We start from the raw sequence: 22799 nt of genomic DNA, 5'->3' as shown, positions 1-22799 counted from the left end.
AACTGCGGGGTCCGCACGATGAAACTGCGGGGTCCGCATGGTGACGGCTGATCAGCCGAACTTGATCTCCAGGCCGATGCCGATGATCGAGATCAGCCAGATCAGACCGGTGAAGACGGTGAGCCGGTCGAGGTTCTTCTCGACCACGGTGGAACCGGACAGGCTCGACTGGACGCCGCCGCCGAAGAGGCTGGACAACCCGCCGCCCTTACCGCGGTGCAGGAGCACCAACAGAATCAGCAGCAAGCTGGTGGCAACCAGCAAGATATCCAGGAACAGTTCCATGTCTGTCTACGTCCACCCATCGAGTAGCAACAACTACGACCTCGTACACCCTACAGGCGCTCCGCGCTCGTGCGCCTTTCTGGTAGCGGTGGCTACCAGAAAGGCGCAGGAGCGCCGGAGGCGCCTCAGGGCAGGGGGCCGCCGGCAGCGATCGCCGACAGCGTCGCGAACTCGTCGGCCTTGAGTGAAGCGCCGCCCACGAGGGCGCCGTCCACATCGGACTGCCCGACGATCTCGCCGACGTTCTTGGCGTTGACGCTTCCGCCGTAGAGCACACGGACCGTGGAGGCCACCGCAGGGGTGGCCAGTTCGCCGAGGGCGGCACGGACCGCAGCACAGACTTCCTGCGCGTCCGACGCACTGGCGACCCGGCCGGTGCCGATGGCCCACACCGGCTCGTACGCAATGACGACCTTGGCGACGTCTTCGGCGGACAGCCCGGCGAGCGAACCCCGCAACTGTTCGACGTTGTACGCCACGTGCTCGCCGGCCTCACGGATGTTGAGGCCCTCACCGATGCAGACGATCGGGGTGAGCCCGTTCTTCAGTGCTGCCTTGGTCTTGGCCAGCACGGTGTCGTTGTCCTCACCGTGCAGGGTCCGACGCTCGGAGTGTCCGACGACGACGAACGTGCACCCCAGCTTGGCCAGCATGGAACCGCTGATCTCGCCGGTGAAGGCACCCGAGTCGTGCGCCGACACGTCCTGCGCCCCGTAGGTGAGCAGGAGCTTGTCACCCTCGACGAGGGTTTGGACACTGCGGATGTCGGTGAACGGTGGGAGCACCGTCACGTCGACCTTGTCGAAATACTTGTCCGGCAGCGAGAAGGCAATCTTCTGAACCAGCGCGATCGCCTCGAAATGGTTCAGATTCATCTTCCAGTTGCCGGCGATCAGCGGCTTGCGCGCCATCAGCCCTCCAGAACCGAGATGCCGGGCAGTTCCTTGCCCTCGAGATATTCGAGAGAGGCTCCACCACCAGTCGAGATATGCGAGAAGCCGTCCTCGGGTAGATCCAGCTGACGCACCGCGGCCGCGGAGTCGCCGCCACCGACGACGCTGAAGGCGCCCTTGCCGGTGGCCTCGATGATGGCCTCGGCAACACCCTTGGTGCCCGCAGAGAACTTCTCGAACTCGAACACACCCATCGGGCCGTTCCAGAACACCGTCTTCGCGCTGGTGAGGATCGCCGCGAATCGGCGCACCGACTGCGGTCCGATGTCGAGGCCCATCCAGCCGTCCGGGATCTCGAGCACCGACACGGTCTTGGACTCGGCATCCGCCGAGAAGGAGTCCGCGATCACCACGTCCTGCGGGATGTGAATGACGTCGGCGTACCGGTCGAGTAGCCCCTTGCACGTCTCGATCATGGACTCCTCGCACAGCGAGTTGCCGACCGAGACGCCCTGCGCGGCCAGGAACGTGTAGAACATGCCGCCACCGATGACGAGGGTGTCGACCTTGGGGGCCAGTGCCTCGATCACCGCCAGCTTGTCCGACACCTTCGACCCGCCGAGCACCACCGCGTACGGCCGTTCGGCGGCCTGGGTCAGCTTGCCGAGCACCTCGACCTCGGCGGCGACGAGTGTGCCCGCGTAATGCGGAAGCAACTTGGCCACGTCGTAGACGGACGCCTGCGCGCGATGCACGACACCGAAGCCGTCGGAGACGAAAGCACCGTCGTCTCCGACGAGCTCGACGAGCGCCGCGGCGAGCTTGGTGCGCTCCGCCTCGTCCTTGCTCGTCTCGCGCGCGTCGAAGCGGATGTTCTCGAGCAGGAGCACGTCGCCGTCCGTGAGACCCTCGGAGCGGGCCAGAGCGTCCTGGCCGACGACGTCCCCGGCGAGCTGGACGTTGCGGCCGAGCACCTCCGCCAGCTTCACTGCCACGGGTGCGAGCGAGAACTTCGGATCGGGCTTGCCGTCGGGACGGCCCAGGTGGGCGGTGACGATGACCTTGGCCCCGGCTTCCGCCAACGCCTTCAACGTGGGGGCGGACGCGATGATGCGGCCGGGATCGGTGATCTTGTCACCGTCGAGCGGAACGTTGAGGTCGGAGCGCACCAGCACGGTGCGGCCTTCCACCCCAGCGTTCAGCAAATCCTGGAGAGTCTGAACTGCCACTGTTATCGGACCTTTGCTCAGAGAGATTTGGCGACGAGACCGATGAGGTCGGCCAGGCGGTTGGAGTAGCCCCACTCGTTGTCGTACCAGGACACGACCTTCGCCTGATCCTCGATGACCTTGGTGAGTCCCGAATCGAAGATCGAGGAGTGCGGATCGGTGACGATGTCGGAGGACACGATCGGCGCGTCGGTGTACTTGAGGATGCCCTTGAGCGGTCCCTCGGCCGCAGCCTTCATCGCGGCGTTGATGTCCTCGACGCTCGCCGACTTCTTCAGGTTTGCGGTCAGGTCGGTGACCGAACCCGTGGGGATCGGCACGCGCAGCGCGTAGCCGTCCAGCTTGCCGAGGAGCTGCGGGAGCACGAGGCCGATGGCCTTGGCCGCACCGGTACCGGTGGGAACCACGTTGAGAGCGGCGGCGCGGGCCCGACGCAGGTCGCTGTGCGGGCCGTCCTGCAGGTTCTGGTCCTGGGTATAGGCGTGGACCGTGGTCATGAGGCCCTTGACGATGCCGAACTCGTCGTCGAGCACCTTGGCGATGGGCCCGAGGCAGTTGGTGGTGCACGAGGCGTTGGAGATGATGTTCTGGCTGCCGTCGTACTTGTCGTCGTTGACGCCCATCACGATGGTGATGTCCTCGCCCTTGGCCGGGGCGGAGATGATGACCTTCTTGGCGCCGGCGTCGAGGTGACCCTTCGCCTTCGCGGCGTCGGTGAAGATACCGGTGGACTCGACGACGACGTCGACGCCCAGGTCACCCCACGGAAGTGCCGCGGGACCTTCCTTGATCGCGAGAGCCTTGATCTTCTGACTTCCGACCACGATCGTGTCTTCGCCTTCGAGCGAGACGTCGTGCGGAAGACGACCCAGGATGGAGTCGTACTTCAGGAGATGCGCGAGCGTTGCGTTGTCCGTGAGGTCGTTGACCGCCACAATCTCGATGTCGGTGGTTCCGAGCGCCTTCTGCGCATCCACCGCCCTGAAGAAGTTACGCCCGATACGGCCGAATCCGTTTACGCCTACCCGGACAGTCACAATCTGCTCCTTTGCGCATGATTCTGGTGTACAGCTCTGCTGCTCCCGCACCACTCGAATCCATGTGTGCATGGCTGGGCGCGAGGGTCCATCGGTCGATGTGTTTCTTACCCTAGTGCTCAGGATCGCCCGGCGCGCACTTCACCCACGCCCAGCACAGTCCCGCACTCCGGCATGCGGGCCGGACAGCTTACGCGTCGTCGAGAAGGTCTGCGGTGACCGCCGACTCGGTGTCGGGGATCCCGGTTTCCTTGGCTTTGCGGTCCGCCATGGACAAAAGACGCCGAATCCGCCCTGCGACAGCGTCCTTCGTCATCGGGGGGTCGGCGAGCTGGCCGAGCTCTTCCAGCGACGCCTGCCGGTGCTCGACGCGCAGATGCCCGGCCGCCGCCAGGTGGTCCGGCACCTCGTCGCCCAAAATCTGGAGGGCCCGCTCGACGCGGGCTGCGGCTGCCACTGCCGCACGGGCGGAGCGCCGCAGGTTCGCGTCGTCGAAGTTGGCCAGCCGGTTAGCGGTGGCCCGAACCTCACGGCGCATCCGGCGTTCTTCCCACACGAGGCGGGTGTCCTGCGCCCCCATCCGCGTGAGCAGAGCCCCGATGGCCTCACCGTCACGAATGACGACACGGTCGGTGCCGCGGACTTCTCGCGCTTTCGCCGAGATCCCGAGCCGGCGAGCAGCGCCGACGAGCGCGAGCGCGGCCTCCGGACCGGGGCAGCTGACTTCGAGTGCCGAGGATCGTCCCGGTTCGGTGAGCGAGCCGTGCGCGAGGAACGCACCTCGCCAGGCCGCCTCCGCATCGGCGACACTGCCGCCGACGACCTGGGCCGGCAGACCGCGCACCGGACGTCCCCGCAGGTCGAGGAGCCCGGTCTGACGGGCGAGGGCCTCACCCTCCTTCGCAACACGCACGATGTACCGCGATGACTTCCGGAGTCCCCCGGCGCTGAGGACATGGACGTCGGCGCTGTAGGTGAACAGGTCGAAAATTTCCCGGCGCAGTCGCCGAGCCGTGGAGCCGAGGTCGACTTCGGCCTCCACCACCACACGGCCACCGACGATGTGCAATCCCCCGGCGAACCGCAGCAGCGACGAAACCTCGGCCTTCCGGCAACTCACATGAGTGACGACGAGACGACTGAGTTCGTCTTTGACCTCTGCTGTCATTGCCACGAAGCGCTCTCCCTTTCCTCTGGTGTCCCGGCCACAACGCTCCCCCGAGACCCCGGGTCGGGGCCGCTCCAGAGCTGTTCGAGAACGGACGCAAGTTTGCCTGCATGGTGCGTGTGGGTGCCGTGTTCCGACACGTCGGCGTAGACGACGCGGGCCCGGAACTGCTCCGCGGCGCGGTCGAGATGCTCGCGTTCCCGGCCCGGGGGGACGGACGCGGAATCGACGACCACGAAGTCGACAGTGAGCCCCGGTGCGTGCCGGGACAGCACGTGTAAGTGCCGTTCCGTGGAGAAACCTGCGGTCTCACCGGGCTCCGGTGCGAGGTTGAGCACCAGCACCTTCCGGGCGACGGTCGCGATCAGGGTGTCGAGAAGTTCGGGTACCAGGACGTGCGGGATGACACTGGAAAACCACGATCCCGGACCGAGGACCACCATGTCGGCGGCCTCGATCGCTCGCACCGCGTCGGGACATGCCGGTGGGTTCGCGGGCAGCAACCGAACGCGGCGCACCTTGCCCGGGGTGGTCGCGACCGCGACCTGCCCGCGGATGCAGCGGCTGACTCGCGGGTCGGCCTCGAGGCCTTGCACGTCGGCTTCGATATCGAGGGCGATCGGCGACATCGGCAGCACCCGGCCGTCGATGCGGAGCAGCCGGGCGAGTTCGTCCAAAGCGGCAACGGGGTCGCCGAGGACTTCGGTCAGGCCGGCCAGCATGAGATTTCCCACCGAATGCCCGGCCAGAGCGCCGATACCCCCGAACCGGTGCTGGATGGTGTCCGTCCAGTCCTGCACGTCCGGGTCGTCCGCTGCGAGCGCCGCCAGCGCCATCCGAAGATCTCCGGGCGGGATGACGCCCAGTTCCGCGCGCAGGCGACCCGACGAACCCCCGTCGTCCGCGACGGTGACGACGGCGGTGACGTTCCGGCTGAGCCGGCGCGCCGCACTCAGCGTGGCGAAAAGCCCATGACCTCCGCCGAGCGCGACCACTGCGGGGTAGGCGTGCTCCGCCGTCATTCGCGCCCCAGATCACGGTGAACGACACGCACGCCGAGCCCGGAGTCCTTTCCGAGCCGGCCTGCCAAGGCCTCGGACATCGCAACACTGCGATGCTTACCGCCGGTGCAACCCACCGCGATGGTCATGTAACGCTTCCCCTCCCGACGATATCCCGCGATCGTAAGATCCAGCAGATGGTGATAGGTGGTCAGATAGTCGTCCGCGCCGTCCTGCGACAACACGTAGTCCCGCACGTCCGGGCTCTGTCCCGTGTGCGGACGCAGTTCGGGGATCCAGTGCGGATTGGGAAGAAACCGGACGTCGCAGACCAGGTCCGCGTCCATCGGAAGACCGTACTTGAAACCGAACGACTGGACCGTCACCTGCATCGTTCGGTGCTCGGCGTCCCCGAAGGCGTCTTCGATCTTCTGCCTCAGCTGGTGCGCGGCGAGGGACGAGGTGTCGATCACCAGATCCGCGGCGGCCTTGACCTTGGCGAGTTGGTCGCGCTCGGCGGCGATGCCCTCGGACAGGGTGCCCTGGGCGCCGCCCCCGGACAGCGGATGACTTCGCCGCACCTGCTCGAAGCGGCGCACCAACACCTCGTCGGACGCATCGAGGTACAGCACCCGGGTGTGCACCGGCTTGCACTCCAGCTCGGTGAGAACCCAGCCGAGGTCTCCGGTGAACAGCCTGCTGCGCACGTCGATGACCACCGCGAGGCGTTCGAGTCGCGAATCGGATTCCAGACTCAGATCCACCATGCGGGAGATCAGTTCCGGTGGCAGATTGTCGGCGACGTACCACCCGAGGTCTTCGAGAACCTTCGCGGCGGTTTGCAATCCCGCCCCCGATAGCCCGGTGACGAGAAGGAAGTCCATCGGCCGAACCGTGGGTGGACGGTCGCTCTGCGCGTGCTGATCGTTCACTCGACACCTGTCCGTTGCGAAGCGTGTAGCCCTACTGTGTCGCGCTGTGCCGGCGGCTCCTGCTCTGCTGCCGGGTCCTGCTGTGCTGCCGTGTCGTGCCGGATGTCTGCGCCGTTCTCTTCTGTGCTGCCGGTTCCGTTGCGATCGGGTTCATCATCCCCCACTCCCGCCACCGCCGCAGACGGTTCCCCGGCCCCGAGGGCGCTGAGGACGGCCTTGGCCGTGGTCGTGCCGATCCCGGGCACCGCCGTGATCTCCTCGACAGTGGCCTGCTTGAGGCGGGCGACGGAGCCGAAATGGGTGACCAGCGCCTTGCGGCGGGTATCGCCGAGACCGCGTACGGAGTCGAGCGCCGATGCCGTCATCCGCCGCGAGCGCTTGCTGCGGTGGAAGGTGATGGCGAATCGGTGCGCTTCGTCCCGCACCCTCTGCAGGAGATACAGGGACTCACTGGTCCGGGGCAGGATCACCGGATCCTCCTCCCCGGGTACCCAGACCTCTTCGAGTCGCTTGGCAAGCCCGATCACCGCGACATCGGTGATCCCGAGTTCCTCGAGAACAGCGGATGCGGCCGCCACCTGCGGCGCACCCCCGTCCACCACGAAAAGGTTGGGCGGGTATGCAAAGCGTCGCGGACGCCCCGTCTGAGGATCGATCGCCGCCTCGGGTGCGAGATCGCCGCCTTCGGAGCCTTCACCCGCCGCCTCGGCCTCCGCCCTCAGCACACCGACGTCGCGGTTGTGCCGCAGGAAACGCCGACGGGTGACCTCGGCGATGCTCGCGACGTCGTCGGAGCGGCCATCGCCGGCGGCCTCCTTGATCGCGTAGTGGCGGTAGTCGGACTTGCGGGGCAAGCCGTCCTCGAAGACGACGAGTGATGCCACGACGTCCGTGCCCTGCACATGGCTGATGTCGACACACTCGATGCGCAGGGGCGCGGAATCCAGATCGAGAGCCTCCTGGATGCCCTGCAGTGCAGCCGACCGGGAGGTGAAGTCACCAGCGCGTCGCAGCTTGTGTTGCGCCAGCGCCTCCTGCGCATTGCGCTGCACCGTCTCGGCGAGGGCCTTCTTGTCGCCGCGCTGCGGCACTCGCACCCGGACTCCTGATCCACGCAACCCGCTCAGCCACTCCTGCACCTGCTCGGTGTCGTGTGGCAGTACCGGGACGAGCACCTCTCGCGGGACGCCGTTGCTTTCACTCTCGCCGTCGGCGCCGCCCGCCAACGCCGCCTGCTCGCCGTAGAACTGAGTGAGGAACTGCTCGACGAGAAGCGGTAGGTCCGAGCCTGCCTCGGAATCGACCGTTGCCCAGTCGATGACGTCTCCAGCTTTCTCGACCACCCAGCCGCGCTGCCCGCGGACCCGGCCCCCGCGCACGTGGAACACCTGGACCGCCGCTTCGAGTTCGTCGGTCGCGAAGGCGACGAGGTCGGCATCGGTGCCGTCGCCGAGCACCACCGCCTGCTTCTCGAGTGCCCGCCGTAGCGCGCCGACATCGTCACGCAGCCGCGCCGCCAACTCGAAGTCCAGCTCTTCGGACGCCTTCTGCATGCGTGCCTCGAGCTCGCGGACCAGCTTGTCGGTGCGGCCGGACAGGAAGTCGCAGAAGTCCTCCACGATCTGCCGGTGTTCCGCCGCCGACACGCGCCCCACACAGGGCGCCGAGCACTTGTCGATATAGCCGAGCAGACAGGGCCTGCCAATCTGGTTGTGCCGCTTGAACACCCCGGCCGAACAGGTCCGGGCCGGGAACACGCGCAGCAGCAGATCCAGGGTTTCGCGGATAGCCCAGGCGTGGGAGTAGGGACCGAAATACCGCACCCCTTTACGACGCGGACCGCGGTAGACGAACAACCGCGGGAACTCCTCGTTCAACGTGACCGCGAGCACCGGGTAGGTCTTGTCGTCGCGGTACCGGACGTTGAACCGCGGATCGAATTCCTTGATCCAGTTGTATTCGAGCTGGAGTGCCTCCACCTCGGTGCTCACCACGGTCCACTCGACGCTGCCAGCAGTGGTGACCATCTGACGGGTACGCGGATGCAGCGTCGTGACGTCGGCGAAGTAGGAGTTCAACCGCGAACGAAGACTCTTCGCCTTCCCCACGTAGATGACCCGGCCGTGCGGATCGCGGAACTTGTATACCCCCGGCGCCACCGGAATCGTTCCGGTCGCGGGGCGATATGTCGAAGGATCGGGCACCCCTCCACGTTAGTCGGCGCCACCGACCAACCCCGCATCCGCGACGGCTGTAACAGGCCGGCCCGTCAGGACGGTGCGTACTCCGACACGAGGTCGCGGAAGCGGTGCACGGCGTCCACCGCGTAGTCGCGGTCGTTCGACTGGATCGCCATCACGGGAACGTATTCGTCGTCGGGGAGTTCTATCCGCGCCCATGCCGCGCCGTCGGGAAACGAGAGTCCCTCGTACAGGTCCCAGTCGACGATCCGTTCGCCCAGAACGTTGCGGACAGCGATGCCGCGGGGGCCGACGCGCAACCGCGGACGTGTGAGCAGAAGCACCGCCCCGGCGAGCAGACACCCGATGCCGACGAAGGCCACCTGATCCGCGAGCCGGAAGTAGACGCCCGTCGAGTCACCGCGCAGGAGAATGGCGAACGTCACGTGAAGGACGACCATGAGAATCGCCACGCCGATCGCGTACCGACTCGACTTGCGTGGTCGCGAGACGAACTGCCACTCGGTTTCCGAGGAGGTCATGCGAGCGCATCTTCCGTTCGTTCCCGGCGCAGGCGCGCCAGGGTGACCGCAGTGTCGAGCGCCGCAGCGCACGCCTGCCCGCCCTTGTCCTCCACCGCACCGGGCAGGCCGCTGCGGTCGATCGCCTGCTGTTCGGTATCGGTGGTGAGAACACCGTTGCCGACGGGAGTGCTCTCGTCGAGGGACACCCTCGTCAGGCCGGCGGTCACCGCGTCGCAGACGTACTCGAAGTGCGGGGTACCGCCGCGGATCACGACACCGAGGGCGACCACGGCGTCATGAGTGCGGGCCAGTTCCTGGGCCACCACCGGCAGTTCGATCGCACCGGCCACGCGCACCAGGGTGACCTTCTTCACCTTCGCGTCCGCGGCGACCCGCTGTGCACCGGCGATCAGCGCCTCCGAGATCTCCGCGTGCCAGCTTCCCGCCACGATCGCCAGCTCGAGGTCCTGAGCCTCACCGAGTTGCAGGTCGGGCAGACCTTCCCCACTCACAGCAGTTCTCCCGCTTCGAAGTCGTCGAGCCCGATCAGGTCGTGCCCCATCCGGTCGCGCTTGGTGCGCAGATACGTCAGGTTCTCGGCGTTCGCGCGCAGCGGCATCGAGACGCGCTCGGTGATCTGGAGGCCATAACCGTCGAGACCGACCCGCTTGGCCGGATTGTTCGTGAGCAACCGCATCGACGAGATGCCGAGATCGACCAGGATCTGCGCACCGATCCCATAGTCGCGGGCATCTGCCGGCAGACCCAGCTCGAGGTTGGCGTCGACGGTGTCCGACCCGGCGTCCTGCAACTGGTAGGCCTGCAGCTTGTGCATCAGTCCGATGCCACGACCTTCGTGCCCCCGCATGTAGAGCACCACGCCGCGACCTTCCTGCGCCACCATGTCGAGCGCCGCGTCGAGCTGGGGACCGCAGTCGCAGCGCAGTGACCCGAACACGTCACCGGTGAGGCACTCCGAGTGCACCCGCACGAGGACGTCGCTGCCGTCGCCGTCGGGACCCGGCAGGTCGCCGCGGACGAGCGCGACGTGCTCGACGTCGTCGTAGATGCTCCGGTATCCGACGGCGGTGAACTCGCCGTGCCGGGTGGGGATCCGTGCGGCCGCGACCCGTTCGACATGCTTTTCGTGTTTGCGGCGCCACGCGATGAGATCGGCGATGGAGATCAGCGCGAGATTGTGGTCGTCGGCGAAGACCCGCAACTCGTCGGTCTGGGCCATGTGGCCCTCGTCCTTCTGGCTGACGATCTCGCAGATCACGCCCGCCGGCCGGAGGTCGGCCATCCGGGCCAGGTCGACGGCGGCCTCGGTGTGGCCGGGACGGCGCAGCACCCCGCCCTCCTTGGCGCGCAGCGGCACGACGTGGCCGGGACGGGTGAAGTCCTGGGCTCCGCTGGACGGGTCGGCGAGCAACCGCATGGTGGCCGCGCGGTCGGATGCGGAGATCCCGGTTCCGATGCCCTCACGGGCGTCGACGGTCACCGTGTACGCCGTGCCGTGCTTGTCCTGATTGGTGGCGTACATCGGGGGCAGACCCAGCCGATCGCAGTCCGCACCGTCGAGGGGCACACACAGGTAGCCGGAGGTGTATCGAACCATGAAGGCAACCAACTCGGGGGTGGCCTTCTCCGCCGCGAAGATGAGGTCTCCCTCGTTCTCCCGGTCTTCGTCGTCGACGACGACGACAGCCTTGCCTGCGGCGATATCCGCAACGGCGCGCTCGATACTGTCGAACCTGGTCACGTGCTCGGTCTCCAAAGTCTTGACTTACGCATCTTCGAATACAGCAATCGCATCCGTCGGATGCTTCTCAACAGTACGACTCAGCGGCCGGCGGCTTGCAGGCGCTCCACATACTTGGCGATCACGTCGACCTCCAGATTGACGGGTGTGCCGACCGGCGCCGCTCCCAGTGTGGTCAGGTTTAGCGTGGTGGGGATCAGCGAGATTTCGAAATACTCGTCGCCGCGCTCCCCGCCGAGCGCCGACACGGTCAGCGATACCCCGTCGACCGTGATCGATCCCTTCTCCACTACATACTTCGAGATCGCGTCGGGCAGAGCGATCCGCACCACTTCCCAGTTGTCGGACGGGCTCCGGCTGATGATGTGACCGGTACCGTCGACGTGCCCCTGAACGAGGTGACCGCCGAGCCTGCTGTTCAGCGCTGCCGCCCGCTCGAGGTTGACCCGGCTCCCGACATCGATCTTCTGCAGACTCGACCGGTTCAAGGTCTCCTGCATGACGTCGGCCGTGAACGACCCGTCGGCGAGCACTTCCACGACGGTGAGGCACACGCCGTTCACGGCAATCGAGTCTCCGTGCGACGCATCGGAAGTGACCACCGGACCGCGCACGGTGAACCGTGCGGCGTCAGCCAGCTCTTCCTTGGCGACGACCTCACCCAATTCTTCGACGATTCCGGTGAACACGGTGGCTACTCCTCGTTTTCAGGGCTGACAGTGATATTCAGGGCTTGCTGGACAAGGCGGGGTGCTCCGGCGGTGCCGGAATCAAACTCAACAACAAATCGGGGCCGATTGTTTCGACGGACTCGTAGTGGAACCGCAGTGCGCCGTCGATCGTGGACACCCCCGCCTCCGACACCGCAGGCCTGCCGGCACCGAGTACCAGCGGAGCGAGGTAGGCCTGGATCCGGTCGACCCGGCCTGCGGCAAGGAAGGCACCCGCCAACCGGGGCCCGCCTTCGAGCAGAACGTCGGTGTACTCGGCGAGGGCGGCGACGACGTCGTTCACATCGTGAGTGCGGAGCAGCAGCGTGGGCGCCGAGTCGTCGAGAACCCGAGCGCGCGGCGGAAGCTCGCTCCGGCCCACGACCACGCGCAGCGGTTGGTGGGCCGCGAGGGACCCGTCGGGCAGCCGAGCCGTCAGCCGGGGGTCGTCGGCGAGCACGGTCCCCGTGCCGACCACGATCGCATCGAGCTTCGCGCGGTCGGCGTGGACCCGCGCCCGGGCGTCGGGACCGGTGATCCACTTGCTGGTTCCATCGGCTGCGGCACTACGGCCATCGAGGGTCGCCGCGTATTTCCAGGTGATGTGCGGCCGGCCGGTGCGTTGCCGGTGCAGCCAGGCCCGGAGCGGCCCGCGCTCGACTTCCTGGGCGCGCAGTCCGGAGGCGACGGCGACGCCGGCGGCCGCGAGAGTTTCGGCGCCACCGGCTGCCTCGGGGTTGGGATCGGCCACCGCATAGTGGACGGCCACGACCCCGGCCTCGATCAGCGCGGTGGAGCAGGGCCCCGTGCGGCCGTGGTGGTTACACGGTTCCAGAGTGACCACGACCGTGCCTCCGCGCGCCGCGTCACCCGCCTCCCGCAACGCCACGACCTCGGCGTGTGGACCGCCCGGGGGCTGGGTCATTCCCACCCCGGCGATACGCCCGCCGGCGTCGAGCACGACAGCACCGACCGCGGGGTTTGGGCTGGTGAAACCACGGGCCGACTCCGCGGCGCCGATGGCGATCAGCATCGCGGCGTCGAGGTCTGCGGCGGAATTCTCGTGGGGCACGTTCACGGCGCGGCTGGGCCGTTACCGCGAGATGCTCAGGTGCGGAGAGGCTTTGGCCGCACTGGCTCGGAGCGCCTGCACCGCTTCGGCGGGATCGGAGGCGCCGTAGACGGCGGACCCGGCGACGAAGCAGTCGACTCCCGCCTCGGCGGCGGCCTCGACAGTGTCGGCGTTGATGCCGCCGTCGATCTCCACGATCAGCGTCAGCTCGCCCGAGTCGACCAGACGGCGTACGGCCTTCGCCTTGGACAACACCTCCGGGATGAAGGACTGTCCGCCGAATCCGGGCTCCACACTCATGACGAGAAGTGTGTCGAAATCTTTCAGAATTTCCAGGTAGGGCTCGATCGGCGTTCCCGGCTTCACACTGAGTCCGGCTTTCGCGCCGGCCGCCCGAATGTCGCGGGCCACCGACCGCGGGTCGTCGGTGGCTTCGGCGTGGAAGGTCACATTGTGTGCGCCGGCTTCGGCGTAGGGCGGTGCCCAGCGTCCCGGGTCGTCGATCATGAGGTGGCAGTCGAGCGGAATGTCCGTCGCCGCGAGCAGGCTCTTCACCACGGGAAGACCGAGCGTGAGGTTCGGGACGAAATGCGCGTCCATCACGTCGACGTGAAGCCAGTCGGCACCGGCGACCGCGGTCGCCTCCTCGGCGAGACGAGCAAAATCTGCAGACAGGATGGACGGTGCGATCATCGGGGTTGCCACGCGCCGGAGTTTAGTCGCACGCGGAAACGTCTCGGACCACACGGTCGGACCCCGCGAGAAACGTCGTCGCCCGCCGTCACGATTCCGCCATACTTGGGGGCATGGCGACCTGGGCGGACGTGGTGGACATCGGGCGGTCACTTCCCGCAGTGGAGGAAAGCACGTCCTACCGGACCCCGGCGCTGAAGGTGGCGGGCAAGCTGATCGCGAGACACCGCACGGAGTCCGACGGCGGGCTCATGGTGGTGTGCGGTCTCGACGAGAAGGCCGCTCTCCTCGAGGAGGGAAACGCCTTCTACACCACCCCCCACTACGACGGGTACGGCGCGATTCTGGTCCGTCTCGCCGAGGTCGACCTCGACCAACTCACCGAGCTTCTGCAGGATGCCTGGCGGATCAAGGCCTCTGCTCAGCTCCGCAAGCAGGCCGACCGTCCCCGATCGCCAAGTCCGCGGCGATCGTAGGGCGCGGTGCGCCGCAGGCGCGAAATCCGGTACGCAGACTCAGACCCCCAGCTTGAGACCCGCTCCCGCGTCGACCCGGAGCTGCTGTCCGGTGACGAACCGCGACTCGTCGGACGAGAGGTATACCACCGCGTGGGAAATATCCTCGGGCTCCACCCACGGCGTCGGCATCGCCTGCATGAAGGGGAACGTCACCTTCGCGTCTTCGGCCGTCGGGTTCTCGAGGTCGGGCCGGAACGTGCGGAACATCGGCGGGCTCTGGAGCATGTCCGTGTTGCAGTTGGTGGGATGGATGGCGTTGACGCGGATGGACTTCGGGCCCAGGGTGAGCGCCAGCGAATGCGTGTATGTCTGCAGCATCTTCTTGGCCAGACCGTATCCGTCTCCGCCCGGCCCCTGGAGAGCCTGCTGACCGTTGAGGCCGGTCTGGGGGACGAGGCCGGCCACCGAACCGGTGGCGATGATCGACGCGCCACCACCGAGATGCGGCAGAGCGACGTGGATGGTGTTGACCACACCCACGAAGTCGACGTCGAATGCGTCCACGAATCCTTCGACCGGCACATCGTTGCCGAGTGGGGCGATACCCGCGTTGGCCACCACCACGTCGAGCCGCCCGAGTCTGGCGACGGCGGCGTCGAGTTCCCGTTTCAGCGCCGCGCGATCACGCACGTCGACCTTCGCCGTGACCACGCGACGTCCCGCCTTCTCGACGAGCTTCCCGGTCTCTTCCAGATCGGCCGGCGTCGCGAGGGGATACCCGTTCGATGCAATGTCCTCGCAGAGGTCGAAGGCGATGATGTCGGCGCCCTCGTCGGCGAGGTGGACGGCATGACTGCGACCCTGCCCCCGTGCTGCGCCGGTGATCAGAACTACTTTCCCCGCTACCCGATTCATCGTGAGTCCTCCACTCGCTTGTGACAGACGACCTTCGTCGCGAGAAAAGTAGAACACGTTTTAGCACGAATGGGAACAGGTTCTAGTTATCTGAACGAGCGTCTGATTACGGTCACTCCATCGGCTTCCGCAGCGCAGCGAGGAACATCGCGTCGGTGCCGTGGCGGTGCGGCCACAGCTGCACACTCGTACCGTCACCGAGTCCCGGAACGCCCGGGACCAGCGCCCTCGTGTCGAGCGCTGTCGCGCCATAGCGGCGTACCGCATCCGCCACCACCGCCACTGTCTCCGACAGGTGCGGAGAACACGTGGAATACACGACGACACCACCCGGGCGCACCAACCCCAGCGCCGAGGCGAGCAGTTCCCGCTGCAGTTTCGCCAGACCGGCCACATCGGACGGCTGCCGACGCCAGCGTGCCTCGGGGCGGCGCCGCAGGGCACCGAGACCGGTGCACGGCGCGTCGACCAGGATCCGGTCGTAACCACCGGCAAGCCCGGGATCGCGCCCGTCCGCGACATGCACGTCGACCGGGAGTTCCCGCGTCGTCTTACGAATGAGGTCGGCGCGGTGCGCCACCGGCTCCACCGCATCGAGTCGCCCGCCCTCGATACCTGCGAGTGCGCCGAGCAGCGCGGCTTTACCACCGGGTCCGGCACAGAGATCGAGCCAGCGCCCGCCGTCCGCTCCCTCGAGTGGGGCCAGGGCGAGTGCTCGGGCCACCAGCTGACTACCCTCGTCCTGCACACCGGCCAAACCCTCGCGCACAGCGTCGAGCTGGCCCGGGTCGCCACCGTCGAGATACACCGCATACGGCGAGTACCGGCCGACCTCTCCCCCGGTGACCAGAGCCAGTTCTTCCGCCGAAATCTCACCCGGACGCGCGACGAGGTGAACGGCCGGACGGGAATCGTCGGCGATCAGGACATACTCGAGTTCGCCGGCGTCGGGCCCCAGCGCATCCGCGAACACCTGCGCGATCCAGGCCGGGTGCGCATGCTGGAAGGCCAGCCGCCCGATCGGGTCGGACGGCGCCAACCGCTCCACCCACTCCGCTTCCGACCGCTCCGACACCCTGCGCAACACGGCGTTGACGAACCCGGCCTTGCCCGGACCCGCCTCTGCGCGGACGAGGTCGACAGAGGTTGCGACGGCGGCGTGCGGGGCCACCCGCGTACGGAGAAGCTGGTAGGCGCCCAGCTGGAGCACATCCAACAGCGGGCCGTCGACCTCCTCGATCGGGCGGCCCGCACAGTCCGCGATGACCGCGTCCAGCAGTCCCCGCGCTCGCGCCGCACCGTAGGCCAATTCGGTGGCCAGCGCGGCGTCCCGGCCGTCGAGTCGCCGTTCCCGCAGCAGTCCGGGGAGGACCAGGTTCGCGTAGGCGTCCCGTTCACGCACTGCCCGCAACACGTCACGCGCAGCGAGCCGAGGCTGATCCAGACCCGCTTGGGCGGCATCGGGCCGACGCGCCTGGCGCGGCCGATTGTTGCTCGCGCCTGTTCCTGCCCTCTTGCCGCGTGCGGGTCTTCTCGAGTCGCTCACTGTGCCCGTACCTTCGCGTCGAGTCGTGCGCCCCGCGCCCAGTCGAGAGCGGACATCTGTTTTTTTCCTTGAGGTTGGATCCGGTCCAGCCGGACTGCCACCGTGGAGGTTCCGACGAGGAAGTCGCTCTTGGTCACGGAGATTTCTCCGGGCTCGAGCCTGTCGTCGGTGAGGGTGAGCGGGCCGACCTTGACGCGAACGTCCCCGATCGTCGTCCATGCTCCCGGTGCGGGTGTCACCGAGCGGACATGCCGATCGATCACCACAGCTGTTCTGTCCCAACGGATTCGGGCTTCCTCCACCGTCACCTTGGGTGCATACGAGACGCCGTCCCCTGGCTGCGGAACCGCGGTGATCGTGCCGTCCGCCAGTCCGTCGAGAACGGATTCGAGGAGAACCGCCCCGCTGTCGGCCAATCGGCCGAGAAGGTCACCTGCGGTATCGGTAGCGCGGATTCGCTCGGTCACGACCCCGTACACCGGTCCCGTGTCCATTCCAGCCTCGAGCCGGAAGGCGCTGGCGCCCGTCATGTCGTCGCCGGAGGCGATCGCCGCCTGCACCGGCGCCGCACCCCGCCAGGCGGGCAGCAGCGAGAAGTGCAGGTTGACCCAGCCGAGGGCCGGAATGTCCAGCACCTTCTGCGGAAGCAACGCACCGTAGGCGACGACGGGAGCACACTCGGGTGCCAGGTCGGTCAGTCGCGCGAGGAACTCCGGATCGGAGGGTCGCTCGGGCGTGAGCACCTCGATACCGTGCGCGTCCGCAAGGGCACCGATCGGCGATCGGACTACCTTCCGCCCTCGCCCGGCCACCGCGTCCGGCCGCGTGATCACGGCGACCACCTCGTGACGGGCGGAACGGATGAGTCGCTCGAGAGACGGCACAGCGGGTTCGGGTGTACCGGCGAAGACTAGGCGCACGTCGGCGACCCACACAGCTGACGACGGACCGCGGTGCGGGCCGAAACGATACTCACGAAAAAGCTCCCCTTGGGTCGACGGTGTGACGACCAGTCTAGGGAGTCGCGCGCCTCACGATGACACTGCGATGCGCAACCACGACAAACCGGCGGGCTCCAGGAAATGTCGCGGCACGCCTGCCCCGGTACGCCGCCGTCGCGGCATACCTCCACGAGCGGGATGGTGACCCGGTGACCGCTGCACGGCTCTACGCGGACGCTGCCCGATCGGCGTCCAGCCTCGCCGAACGCGACCACCTCACGCGACAGGCGGCACGACTCAACGCGCAAGGCCGCCGGTGATCCCCGGCGACAGGCCACACTCGCGTCTGCGATTTCAGAAGTTGCTGTCGACGACTACCTGGGGAATGTCCGCGCCGATCGGAACGAACTCGCATCGCGCATTCGGAATGGCGTTGGGGTCCAGAGCCGTTCGGATGAGATCCAACGCGAACGGATCGTACGGTGCCCGGAAATGCCCCGACCCGTCCTGCGGACACAGGTCCTGGATGACGAGGTTCACCGCCCCGTCGCCGTGCAGCGCCATGTTGGAATACGGCTGGATCATTTCGTCGTAGCGCGAGCTGACGGTGGTGTAGGAGACACCGGGAACCGTGTCGCCGCCGGCATTCAGTTCGGTCATGAACGGCGACCCCTGCATCTGCTGACCGACCGCCACAGAGGTGAGCTCGGTGACCACGTCCGGCCCACCGGGGAGCGCCTGGAACATCGGGGCGAGCCCGAACATCACACCGCCGTAACTGGGCGAAGCGAGCCCTACCCACTGGTCGACGAAGCGCGCACCACCGAGCTTGTTCACGTAGTACCTGCTGACATTCGCTCCTTGCGAGTATCCGACCACGTCGACTTTTTCCGCACCCGTCGACTCGCGGACCTGAGCGACGAATCGGCCGAATTCTCCGGCACTGTCGACGATGTCTTCGGTGCCGTACGTGTCGGCGCCGGGTTTGCCGCCGTAATTGAGGGCGAAGACGCAGTATCCGTCCGCCGCGAGCAAGGGAGACAACGCCGCCCAGTCGGTGTAGGCGCTGGCGTCGGTGCCATGCGCGAGAACGACGGGCTCGGGATGCTCGGGCGCGGGCGTACAGGAGAAATCGTTCGATCCGGCGGGAGCGCTGCCCGGATGCGCTTCCGCGTACGCGGCGGCCGCGCTGCGCGCGCTCTGCGGGACCCCGACACCCGCGGGCACTTCGAGTCCCGACGCCTGAACGTCTTCGGCCTGGGCTGTGGTCGGCCCGGCGGAAAACAGCAAGGCAACACAAGCAGCGACCGTGACAACACCTCGAAGGTTCATGATCTCTCCCCGACACCGCGGATATTCCCTGTGAACTTTCCCAGAGTGTGCCCGTGGTGTCGCGACGAGAGTGGGACCCTACGCGCGGTGTGTCGCTAGGAGTCGGCGCTCTTCGTGTCGCCGGAGTCCTGTTCGTCCTCCGCGAGAAGCCGGTACAACGCACGCCGGGTTTCGGTGAGAATTTCTCCGGCTCGCCGGATCTGATCCTCATTTCCCACAGCGGCAACCTGCCCTGCCGCGCCCATGAGCTGCCCGATCAGGCCGCGCAGGTCTTCGGCCGGCCGGCCGACACTCTCGCGGACGTCGTCCCAGGGGGTGCCGAGCTCTGCGGTGTTCGCCTCGACGAACGCCTTCCCTTCCTCGGTCAGACGAGCGGTCTTGCGTCCCGCGACCTTCTCGATGAGAACGAGCCCCTCGTCCTCGAGCTGCGACAGTGCGGGGTAAATCGATCCGGGGCTGGGCTTCCACACCCCACCACTCCGGTCGACGATCTGCTGGATGAGCTCGTACCCGTGCATCGGTTCCTCCGCGAGCAGCAGGAGGATCGCCGAACGGACATCACCGCGTCGCCCCCTGCCACCGCGGCCCCGGCCTCGGCCGAACGCCATACCCGGACCGAATCCGGGATCTCCGTCCGGACCGAACGGCCCGCGACGGTGCCCGTGACGGTGCGCGCCCTCTGGGCGGCCCGTCCGCTGGTGCGCGAATCGGTCCCTGCGGGAACCGCGGTGTCCGAAATCAAAGTTCTGCATGTCAGCCTCCTCAGGCTTATCGGTGATGCATCAACGATATATCGTCAAAAGCCCTCGCGCAACCATAGGGGATGAGTGCATTGGCATCAGCCGATGTGGATGGGGTCGATCTGGACTCGCACCGGATGCGATTCCCGCCGGGCACTGCGGACCGCCTGAGCTGCAGACAGCGCCTCCGCCAACGGTTTTCCCTCACCACGGGGTACGCGCACCAGCATCCGCTCGACATCGGCCGGCTCCGGCGAATCACCGGCGACAGGCAAGCGGGCCCCCTCCGGCAGTTCCACAGGGCCCAACAACTCCGCGTTATCAGGAAGGTCGGCCAGTTCCAGGAGCTCCGCGACAGCCTTTGCGCTGCCGTCGACGGCCGCCAGATGAATCGCCGGCGGAAACCCGACTTCTGCCCGTTCTTCGTACTGCGCGCGGGCGTGACCGACCGGATCCCATCGGACCAGTGCTTGCACTGTCGGAATACCTGAATCGGCGACAACGACCACCTGGCCACCGTCACCGAACGGCTTCACGAGGGCCGAAGCCGTCATCCAGCGCCGCAGGGTCTCCTCAGCCGCTCGGAGATCCGGACGTCCGAGCAACGCCCAGCCGTCCAGGAGCAGTGCGGCGCCGTATCCGCCGGTCATCACCGGTTCGGCGCCGACGGTGGAGACCACCAGCGCCGGCCCCGGCTCGACGACATCGATGACGTCGCTTCCCCCGGACATCCGGACCGGTACACCGGGAAACGCTCGCCCGAGTTCCTCCGCCGTCCGGCCTGCTCCTACCACCACGGCCCGCAGCGCTCGGGCGCCGCAGGCGTGACAGCGGTGCGCGGCGTCCGCGACCCCGCACCATCGGCATGCCGGTGTGCCCGCCCCGTCCGGACCGGCGGCCGACGGAAGCGCCAAGGGCCCGTTGCACCGTCTGCAGCGGGCAGGAGCGCGGCATTTGCCGCACGCGAGACTCGGGACATACCCACGGCGGGGCACCTGGACCAGCACTCCCCTGCCTGCACCGAGCGCCTCGCGTGCCGCGGCGAAGGCAATGGCAGGCAGGCGGGCAGCGCGGGCTCCCGGGTCTCTGGCGAGCGCATGATCGCTGTCAGCGAGGGCGGTGATCTTGGGGGCGCGGGCCCGGACCACGTCGCGGGACGCGACCAGGTCGTGTGCCCATCCGGAGTCGACGAGGGCCTGCCCCTCGGCGGTGCGGGCATGCCCGGCCACCACCATTGCGCTCCCGGCGGCGTACGCCCGCAGGAGCGCCACCTCGCGAGCGTGGGGGTAGGGCGCCCGCGGCTCGGAGTGACTGTCGTCGCCGTCGTCCCAGATGACGATCAAACCTGTCCGAGGCGTCGGCGCGAACACGGAACTGCGGGTGCCCACGACCACTTTGGCGGTCCCCCGAAGGGCGGCAAGCCAACGCCGGTACCGCAGCGCGGGGCCGAGACCCGCGGCGAGACCGACGACCCGGTTACTGCCCAGCAGGGACTCCACAGCCGCAACCACCCGATCCAGATCGCGCTGATCGGGCACCACGATGACCGTGCTGGTGTCGGCGCCGGCGGCGATTGCCGACAGTTCGGCCAGCCGTGCCGGCCAGTCCTCGCCGGGCAGCGCCTGCCAGACGGCCCGCGGACTCCGCTGCTCCGCAAGGGCGGACAGGAACGCCTCACCGTGAACGTACTGGGCCCACGCTTCTCGGTCGACGGCGTGTTCCGGTGTCGGAGCGGATTCCGGCGCGCCCTCCGCTTCTGCCCGGGCGTGCCGCGGCGGAACGGCCAGACGCAGCACATCCGCTCGGGTACCTGCGTACCGAGCGGCAACGAGTTCCACGAGCCGGGTGATCTCCGGAGTGAGTACTCGCTCCGGAGAGATCACCCGTTCGAGCCAGCCGAAGCGTCCCTGGTGATCGCTGGTCGCCGTACGGGAAACCACGAAACCGTCCACGAGACGCCCCGCAAATCGGATGCGCACCCGCACACCCGGTTGAGCCTGCTCGTCGAGCTCGCGAGGAACGAGATAGTCGAACTCGCGGTCGAGGTGCGGGAGCGGCAGCATCGGCAGCACCCGCGCCACCGGATCGACCTCCGCCGCAAGCTTGGCTGACGTCACAGCCTGCCCTCCACCAGGACGGCGCCCGCAGCAGGGCGGCTACCGATCAGAGACCTGCAGCTGCGCGCAGCTTCTCCGCCCGATCGACACTCTCCCAGGGAAGATCGATGTCGGTGCGGCCGAAGTGACCGTACGCGGCAGTCTGTGCGTAGATAGGGCGCAGCAGGTCGAGGTCGCGGATGATGGCGCCCGGACGCAGGTCGAAGGTTTCGGTGATCGCCTGTTGGATCCGCACCGGATCGGTCTTCTCGGTTCCGAACGTCTCCACGAACAGCCCGACCGGCGCAGCCTTTCCGATCGCGTACGCCACCTGAACCTCGATGCGATCCGCGAGACCTGCCGCGACTGCATTCTTGGCCACCCAGCGCATGGCGTATGCGGCCGACCGGTCCACCTTCGACGGGTCCTTGCCGGAGAACGCGCCACCGCCATGACGGGCCATACCGCCATAGGTGTCGACGATGATCTTCCGCCCGGTCAGCCCGGCATCACCCATCGGGCCACCGAGGACGAACTTGCCCGTCGGATTGACGAGAAGTCGAATGTTCGACGTGTCGAGCTCCGGCATCCGGAGGTCGGCGAGCACCGATCCTAGAACCTTCTCCCGCAGATCCGGTGTGAGGAGGTTGTCGAGATCGATGTCGGCAGCGTGCTGCGTAGAGATGACTACGGTGTCGAGGCGGACGGGCTTGTCCCCGTCGTACTCGATCGTGACCTGCGTCTTTCCGTCCGGTCGCAGGTACGGCAGGACGCCGGACTTACGGACCTCGGTAAGGCGACGGGAGAGCCGGTGAGCCAGCGCGATCGGCAGCGGCATCAGTTCCGGGGTGTCCGTGGTGGCGAACCCGAACATCAGTCCCTGGTCGCCGGCCCCTTGCCGGTCGATGTCGTCGTCGGTCAGGCCACCGGTCCGGGCTTCGTGTGAATGGTCGACGCCCTGCGCGATCTCCGGGGACTGCGCACCGATCGCTACGTTGACGCCGCAGGAATTGCCGTCGAAACCCTTCGCCGACGAGTCGTACCCGATCTCGAGCACGGTGTCGCGCACGATCTTGGGTATGTCGGCGTAGGCGGTGGTGGTCACCTCGCCGGCGACGTGGACCTGTCCTGTGGTAACCAGGGTCTCGACTGCGACCCGGGCGCGTGGGTCGTCCGTGAGGAGGGCGTCGAGGATGGAGTCGCTGATCGCATCACAAATCTTGTCCGGGTGCCCCTCGGTCACAGACTCACTGGTGAATAGCCGACTACCGGACTGGCTCACAGA

At 67.4% G+C, this 22799-nt stretch carries 22 protein-coding genes and 1 pseudogene; 2 read left to right on the top strand and 21 right to left on the bottom strand.

Annotated features, from left to right (window positions below):
• Positions 1-51: 51 nt before the first annotated feature.
• From secG to rpe, 14 genes are all read right to left on the bottom strand, one after another.
• On the bottom strand, positions 52-285 hold the full coding sequence (secG, locus tag JQT59_RS21930; protein WP_109330234.1) for a preprotein translocase subunit SecG: 234 nt from the start codon (positions 283-285) through the stop codon (positions 52-54).
• A gap of 125 nt (positions 286-410) precedes the next feature.
• Complete coding sequence (gene tpiA, locus JQT59_RS21925) at positions 411-1196, bottom strand: triose-phosphate isomerase (RefSeq protein ID WP_109330236.1); 786 nt, start codon at positions 1194-1196, stop codon at positions 411-413.
• Positions 1196-2407 carry a phosphoglycerate kinase gene (locus JQT59_RS21920; RefSeq protein ID WP_213571978.1) on the bottom strand — a complete coding sequence of 404 codons (1212 nt, stop codon included), beginning with the start codon at positions 2405-2407 and terminating at the stop codon, positions 1196-1198. The genes tpiA and JQT59_RS21920 overlap by 1 nt, the downstream gene beginning before the upstream one ends.
• Before the next feature lie 17 nt (positions 2408-2424).
• A complete protein-coding gene (gene gap / locus JQT59_RS21915; RefSeq protein WP_109330240.1) occupies positions 2425-3444 on the bottom strand; it encodes a type I glyceraldehyde-3-phosphate dehydrogenase in 1020 nt (339 codons plus the stop codon).
• 190 nt (positions 3445-3634) lie between these two features.
• Positions 3635-4612: a DNA-binding protein WhiA gene (gene whiA, locus JQT59_RS21910; protein ID WP_201453625.1), complete on the bottom strand. Its 978-nt coding sequence runs from the start codon at positions 4610-4612 to the stop codon at positions 3635-3637.
• Positions 4609-5634, bottom strand: coding sequence for a gluconeogenesis factor YvcK family protein (locus JQT59_RS21905; RefSeq protein ID WP_213571977.1), 1026 nt, complete (start codon positions 5632-5634; stop codon positions 4609-4611). Before JQT59_RS21905 ends, whiA begins: the two co-directional genes overlap by 4 nt.
• Positions 5631-6497, bottom strand: a complete 867-nt coding sequence (gene rapZ / locus JQT59_RS21900) for an RNase adapter RapZ (RefSeq protein ID WP_213577963.1) — start codon at positions 6495-6497, stop codon at positions 5631-5633. Before rapZ ends, JQT59_RS21905 begins: the two co-directional genes overlap by 4 nt.
• A gap of 44 nt (positions 6498-6541) precedes the next feature.
• Positions 6542-8749, bottom strand: a complete 2208-nt coding sequence (gene uvrC / locus JQT59_RS21895; protein WP_249353721.1) for an excinuclease ABC subunit UvrC — start codon at positions 8747-8749, stop codon at positions 6542-6544.
• Positions 8750-8814: 65 nt separating this feature from the next.
• Positions 8815-9267, bottom strand: coding sequence for a PH domain-containing protein (locus tag JQT59_RS21890; RefSeq protein WP_109330248.1), 453 nt, complete (start codon positions 9265-9267; stop codon positions 8815-8817).
• The gene (ribH, locus tag JQT59_RS21885) at positions 9264-9761 is read right to left on the bottom strand and encodes a 6,7-dimethyl-8-ribityllumazine synthase (protein ID WP_213571976.1); all 498 of its coding nucleotides are present in this window, start codon (positions 9759-9761) and stop codon (positions 9264-9266) included. The genes JQT59_RS21890 and ribH overlap by 4 nt, the downstream gene beginning before the upstream one ends.
• Positions 9758-11011 carry a bifunctional 3,4-dihydroxy-2-butanone-4-phosphate synthase/GTP cyclohydrolase II gene (locus tag JQT59_RS21880; RefSeq protein WP_109335132.1) on the bottom strand — a complete coding sequence of 418 codons (1254 nt, stop codon included), beginning with the start codon at positions 11009-11011 and terminating at the stop codon, positions 9758-9760. Before JQT59_RS21880 ends, ribH begins: the two co-directional genes overlap by 4 nt.
• An 80-nt stretch (positions 11012-11091) precedes the next feature.
• Entirely contained in the window at positions 11092-11700 is a 609-nt protein-coding gene (locus tag JQT59_RS21875) for a riboflavin synthase (RefSeq protein WP_213571975.1), read from the bottom strand.
• Between the two features lie 37 nt (positions 11701-11737).
• Positions 11738-12793, bottom strand: a complete 1056-nt coding sequence (gene ribD / locus JQT59_RS21870) for a bifunctional diaminohydroxyphosphoribosylaminopyrimidine deaminase/5-amino-6-(5-phosphoribosylamino)uracil reductase RibD (protein WP_213577961.1) — start codon at positions 12791-12793, stop codon at positions 11738-11740.
• Positions 12794-12814: 21 nt separating this feature from the next.
• Complete coding sequence (gene rpe, locus JQT59_RS21865; protein ID WP_109335134.1) at positions 12815-13498, bottom strand: ribulose-phosphate 3-epimerase; 684 nt, start codon at positions 13496-13498, stop codon at positions 12815-12817.
• A gap of 101 nt (positions 13499-13599) precedes the next feature.
• Here rpe and JQT59_RS21860 point away from each other — a divergent pair, with 101 nt between their 5' ends.
• A complete protein-coding gene (locus JQT59_RS21860; RefSeq protein WP_213571974.1) occupies positions 13600-13962 on the top strand; it encodes an MmcQ/YjbR family DNA-binding protein in 363 nt (120 codons plus the stop codon).
• Between the two features lie 39 nt (positions 13963-14001).
• On the opposite strand, the gene JQT59_RS21855 is transcribed toward JQT59_RS21860, so the two are convergent.
• From JQT59_RS21855 to fmt, 3 genes are all read right to left on the bottom strand, one after another.
• The gene (locus tag JQT59_RS21855) at positions 14002-14859 is read right to left on the bottom strand and encodes a mycofactocin-coupled SDR family oxidoreductase (RefSeq protein ID WP_159922667.1); all 858 of its coding nucleotides are present in this window, start codon (positions 14857-14859) and stop codon (positions 14002-14004) included.
• A gap of 112 nt (positions 14860-14971) precedes the next feature.
• Entirely contained in the window at positions 14972-16405 is a 1434-nt protein-coding gene (locus tag JQT59_RS21850; protein ID WP_213571973.1) for an RsmB/NOP family class I SAM-dependent RNA methyltransferase, read from the bottom strand.
• Complete coding sequence (gene fmt / locus JQT59_RS21845; RefSeq protein WP_213571972.1) at positions 16402-17325, bottom strand: methionyl-tRNA formyltransferase; 924 nt, start codon at positions 17323-17325, stop codon at positions 16402-16404. The genes JQT59_RS21850 and fmt overlap by 4 nt, the downstream gene beginning before the upstream one ends.
• A 173-nt stretch (positions 17326-17498) precedes the next feature.
• Between fmt and JQT59_RS21840 the strand changes: the two are divergent.
• A pseudogene (locus JQT59_RS21840) lies at positions 17499-17666 on the top strand (RNA polymerase subunit sigma-24); the annotation flags it as partial.
• A gap of 34 nt (positions 17667-17700) precedes the next feature.
• Here the strand turns inward: JQT59_RS21840 and JQT59_RS21835 are convergent.
• From JQT59_RS21835 to metK, 4 genes are all read right to left on the bottom strand, one after another.
• The gene (locus JQT59_RS21835; RefSeq protein ID WP_213571971.1) at positions 17701-18678 is read right to left on the bottom strand and encodes an esterase/lipase family protein; all 978 of its coding nucleotides are present in this window, start codon (positions 18676-18678) and stop codon (positions 17701-17703) included.
• Between the two features lie 95 nt (positions 18679-18773).
• Entirely contained in the window at positions 18774-19430 is a 657-nt protein-coding gene (locus JQT59_RS21830; RefSeq protein ID WP_213571970.1) for a PadR family transcriptional regulator, read from the bottom strand.
• Positions 19431-19516: 86 nt separating this feature from the next.
• Entirely contained in the window at positions 19517-21481 is a 1965-nt protein-coding gene (locus tag JQT59_RS21825; protein WP_502939874.1) for a primosomal protein N', read from the bottom strand.
• Between the two features lie 100 nt (positions 21482-21581).
• Positions 21582-22796 (bottom strand): methionine adenosyltransferase, encoded by a 1215-nt coding sequence (gene metK / locus JQT59_RS21820; protein ID WP_109330265.1) that lies wholly within the window; start codon positions 22794-22796, stop codon positions 21582-21584.
• Positions 22797-22799 lie beyond the last annotated feature (3 nt).

The organism is Rhodococcus sp. USK13, assembly GCF_018343855.1.
GTDB lineage: Bacteria > Actinomycetota > Actinomycetes > Mycobacteriales > Mycobacteriaceae > Rhodococcus_F > Rhodococcus_F oxybenzonivorans.
This window is presented reverse-complemented; position numbering and strand designations above follow the sequence as displayed.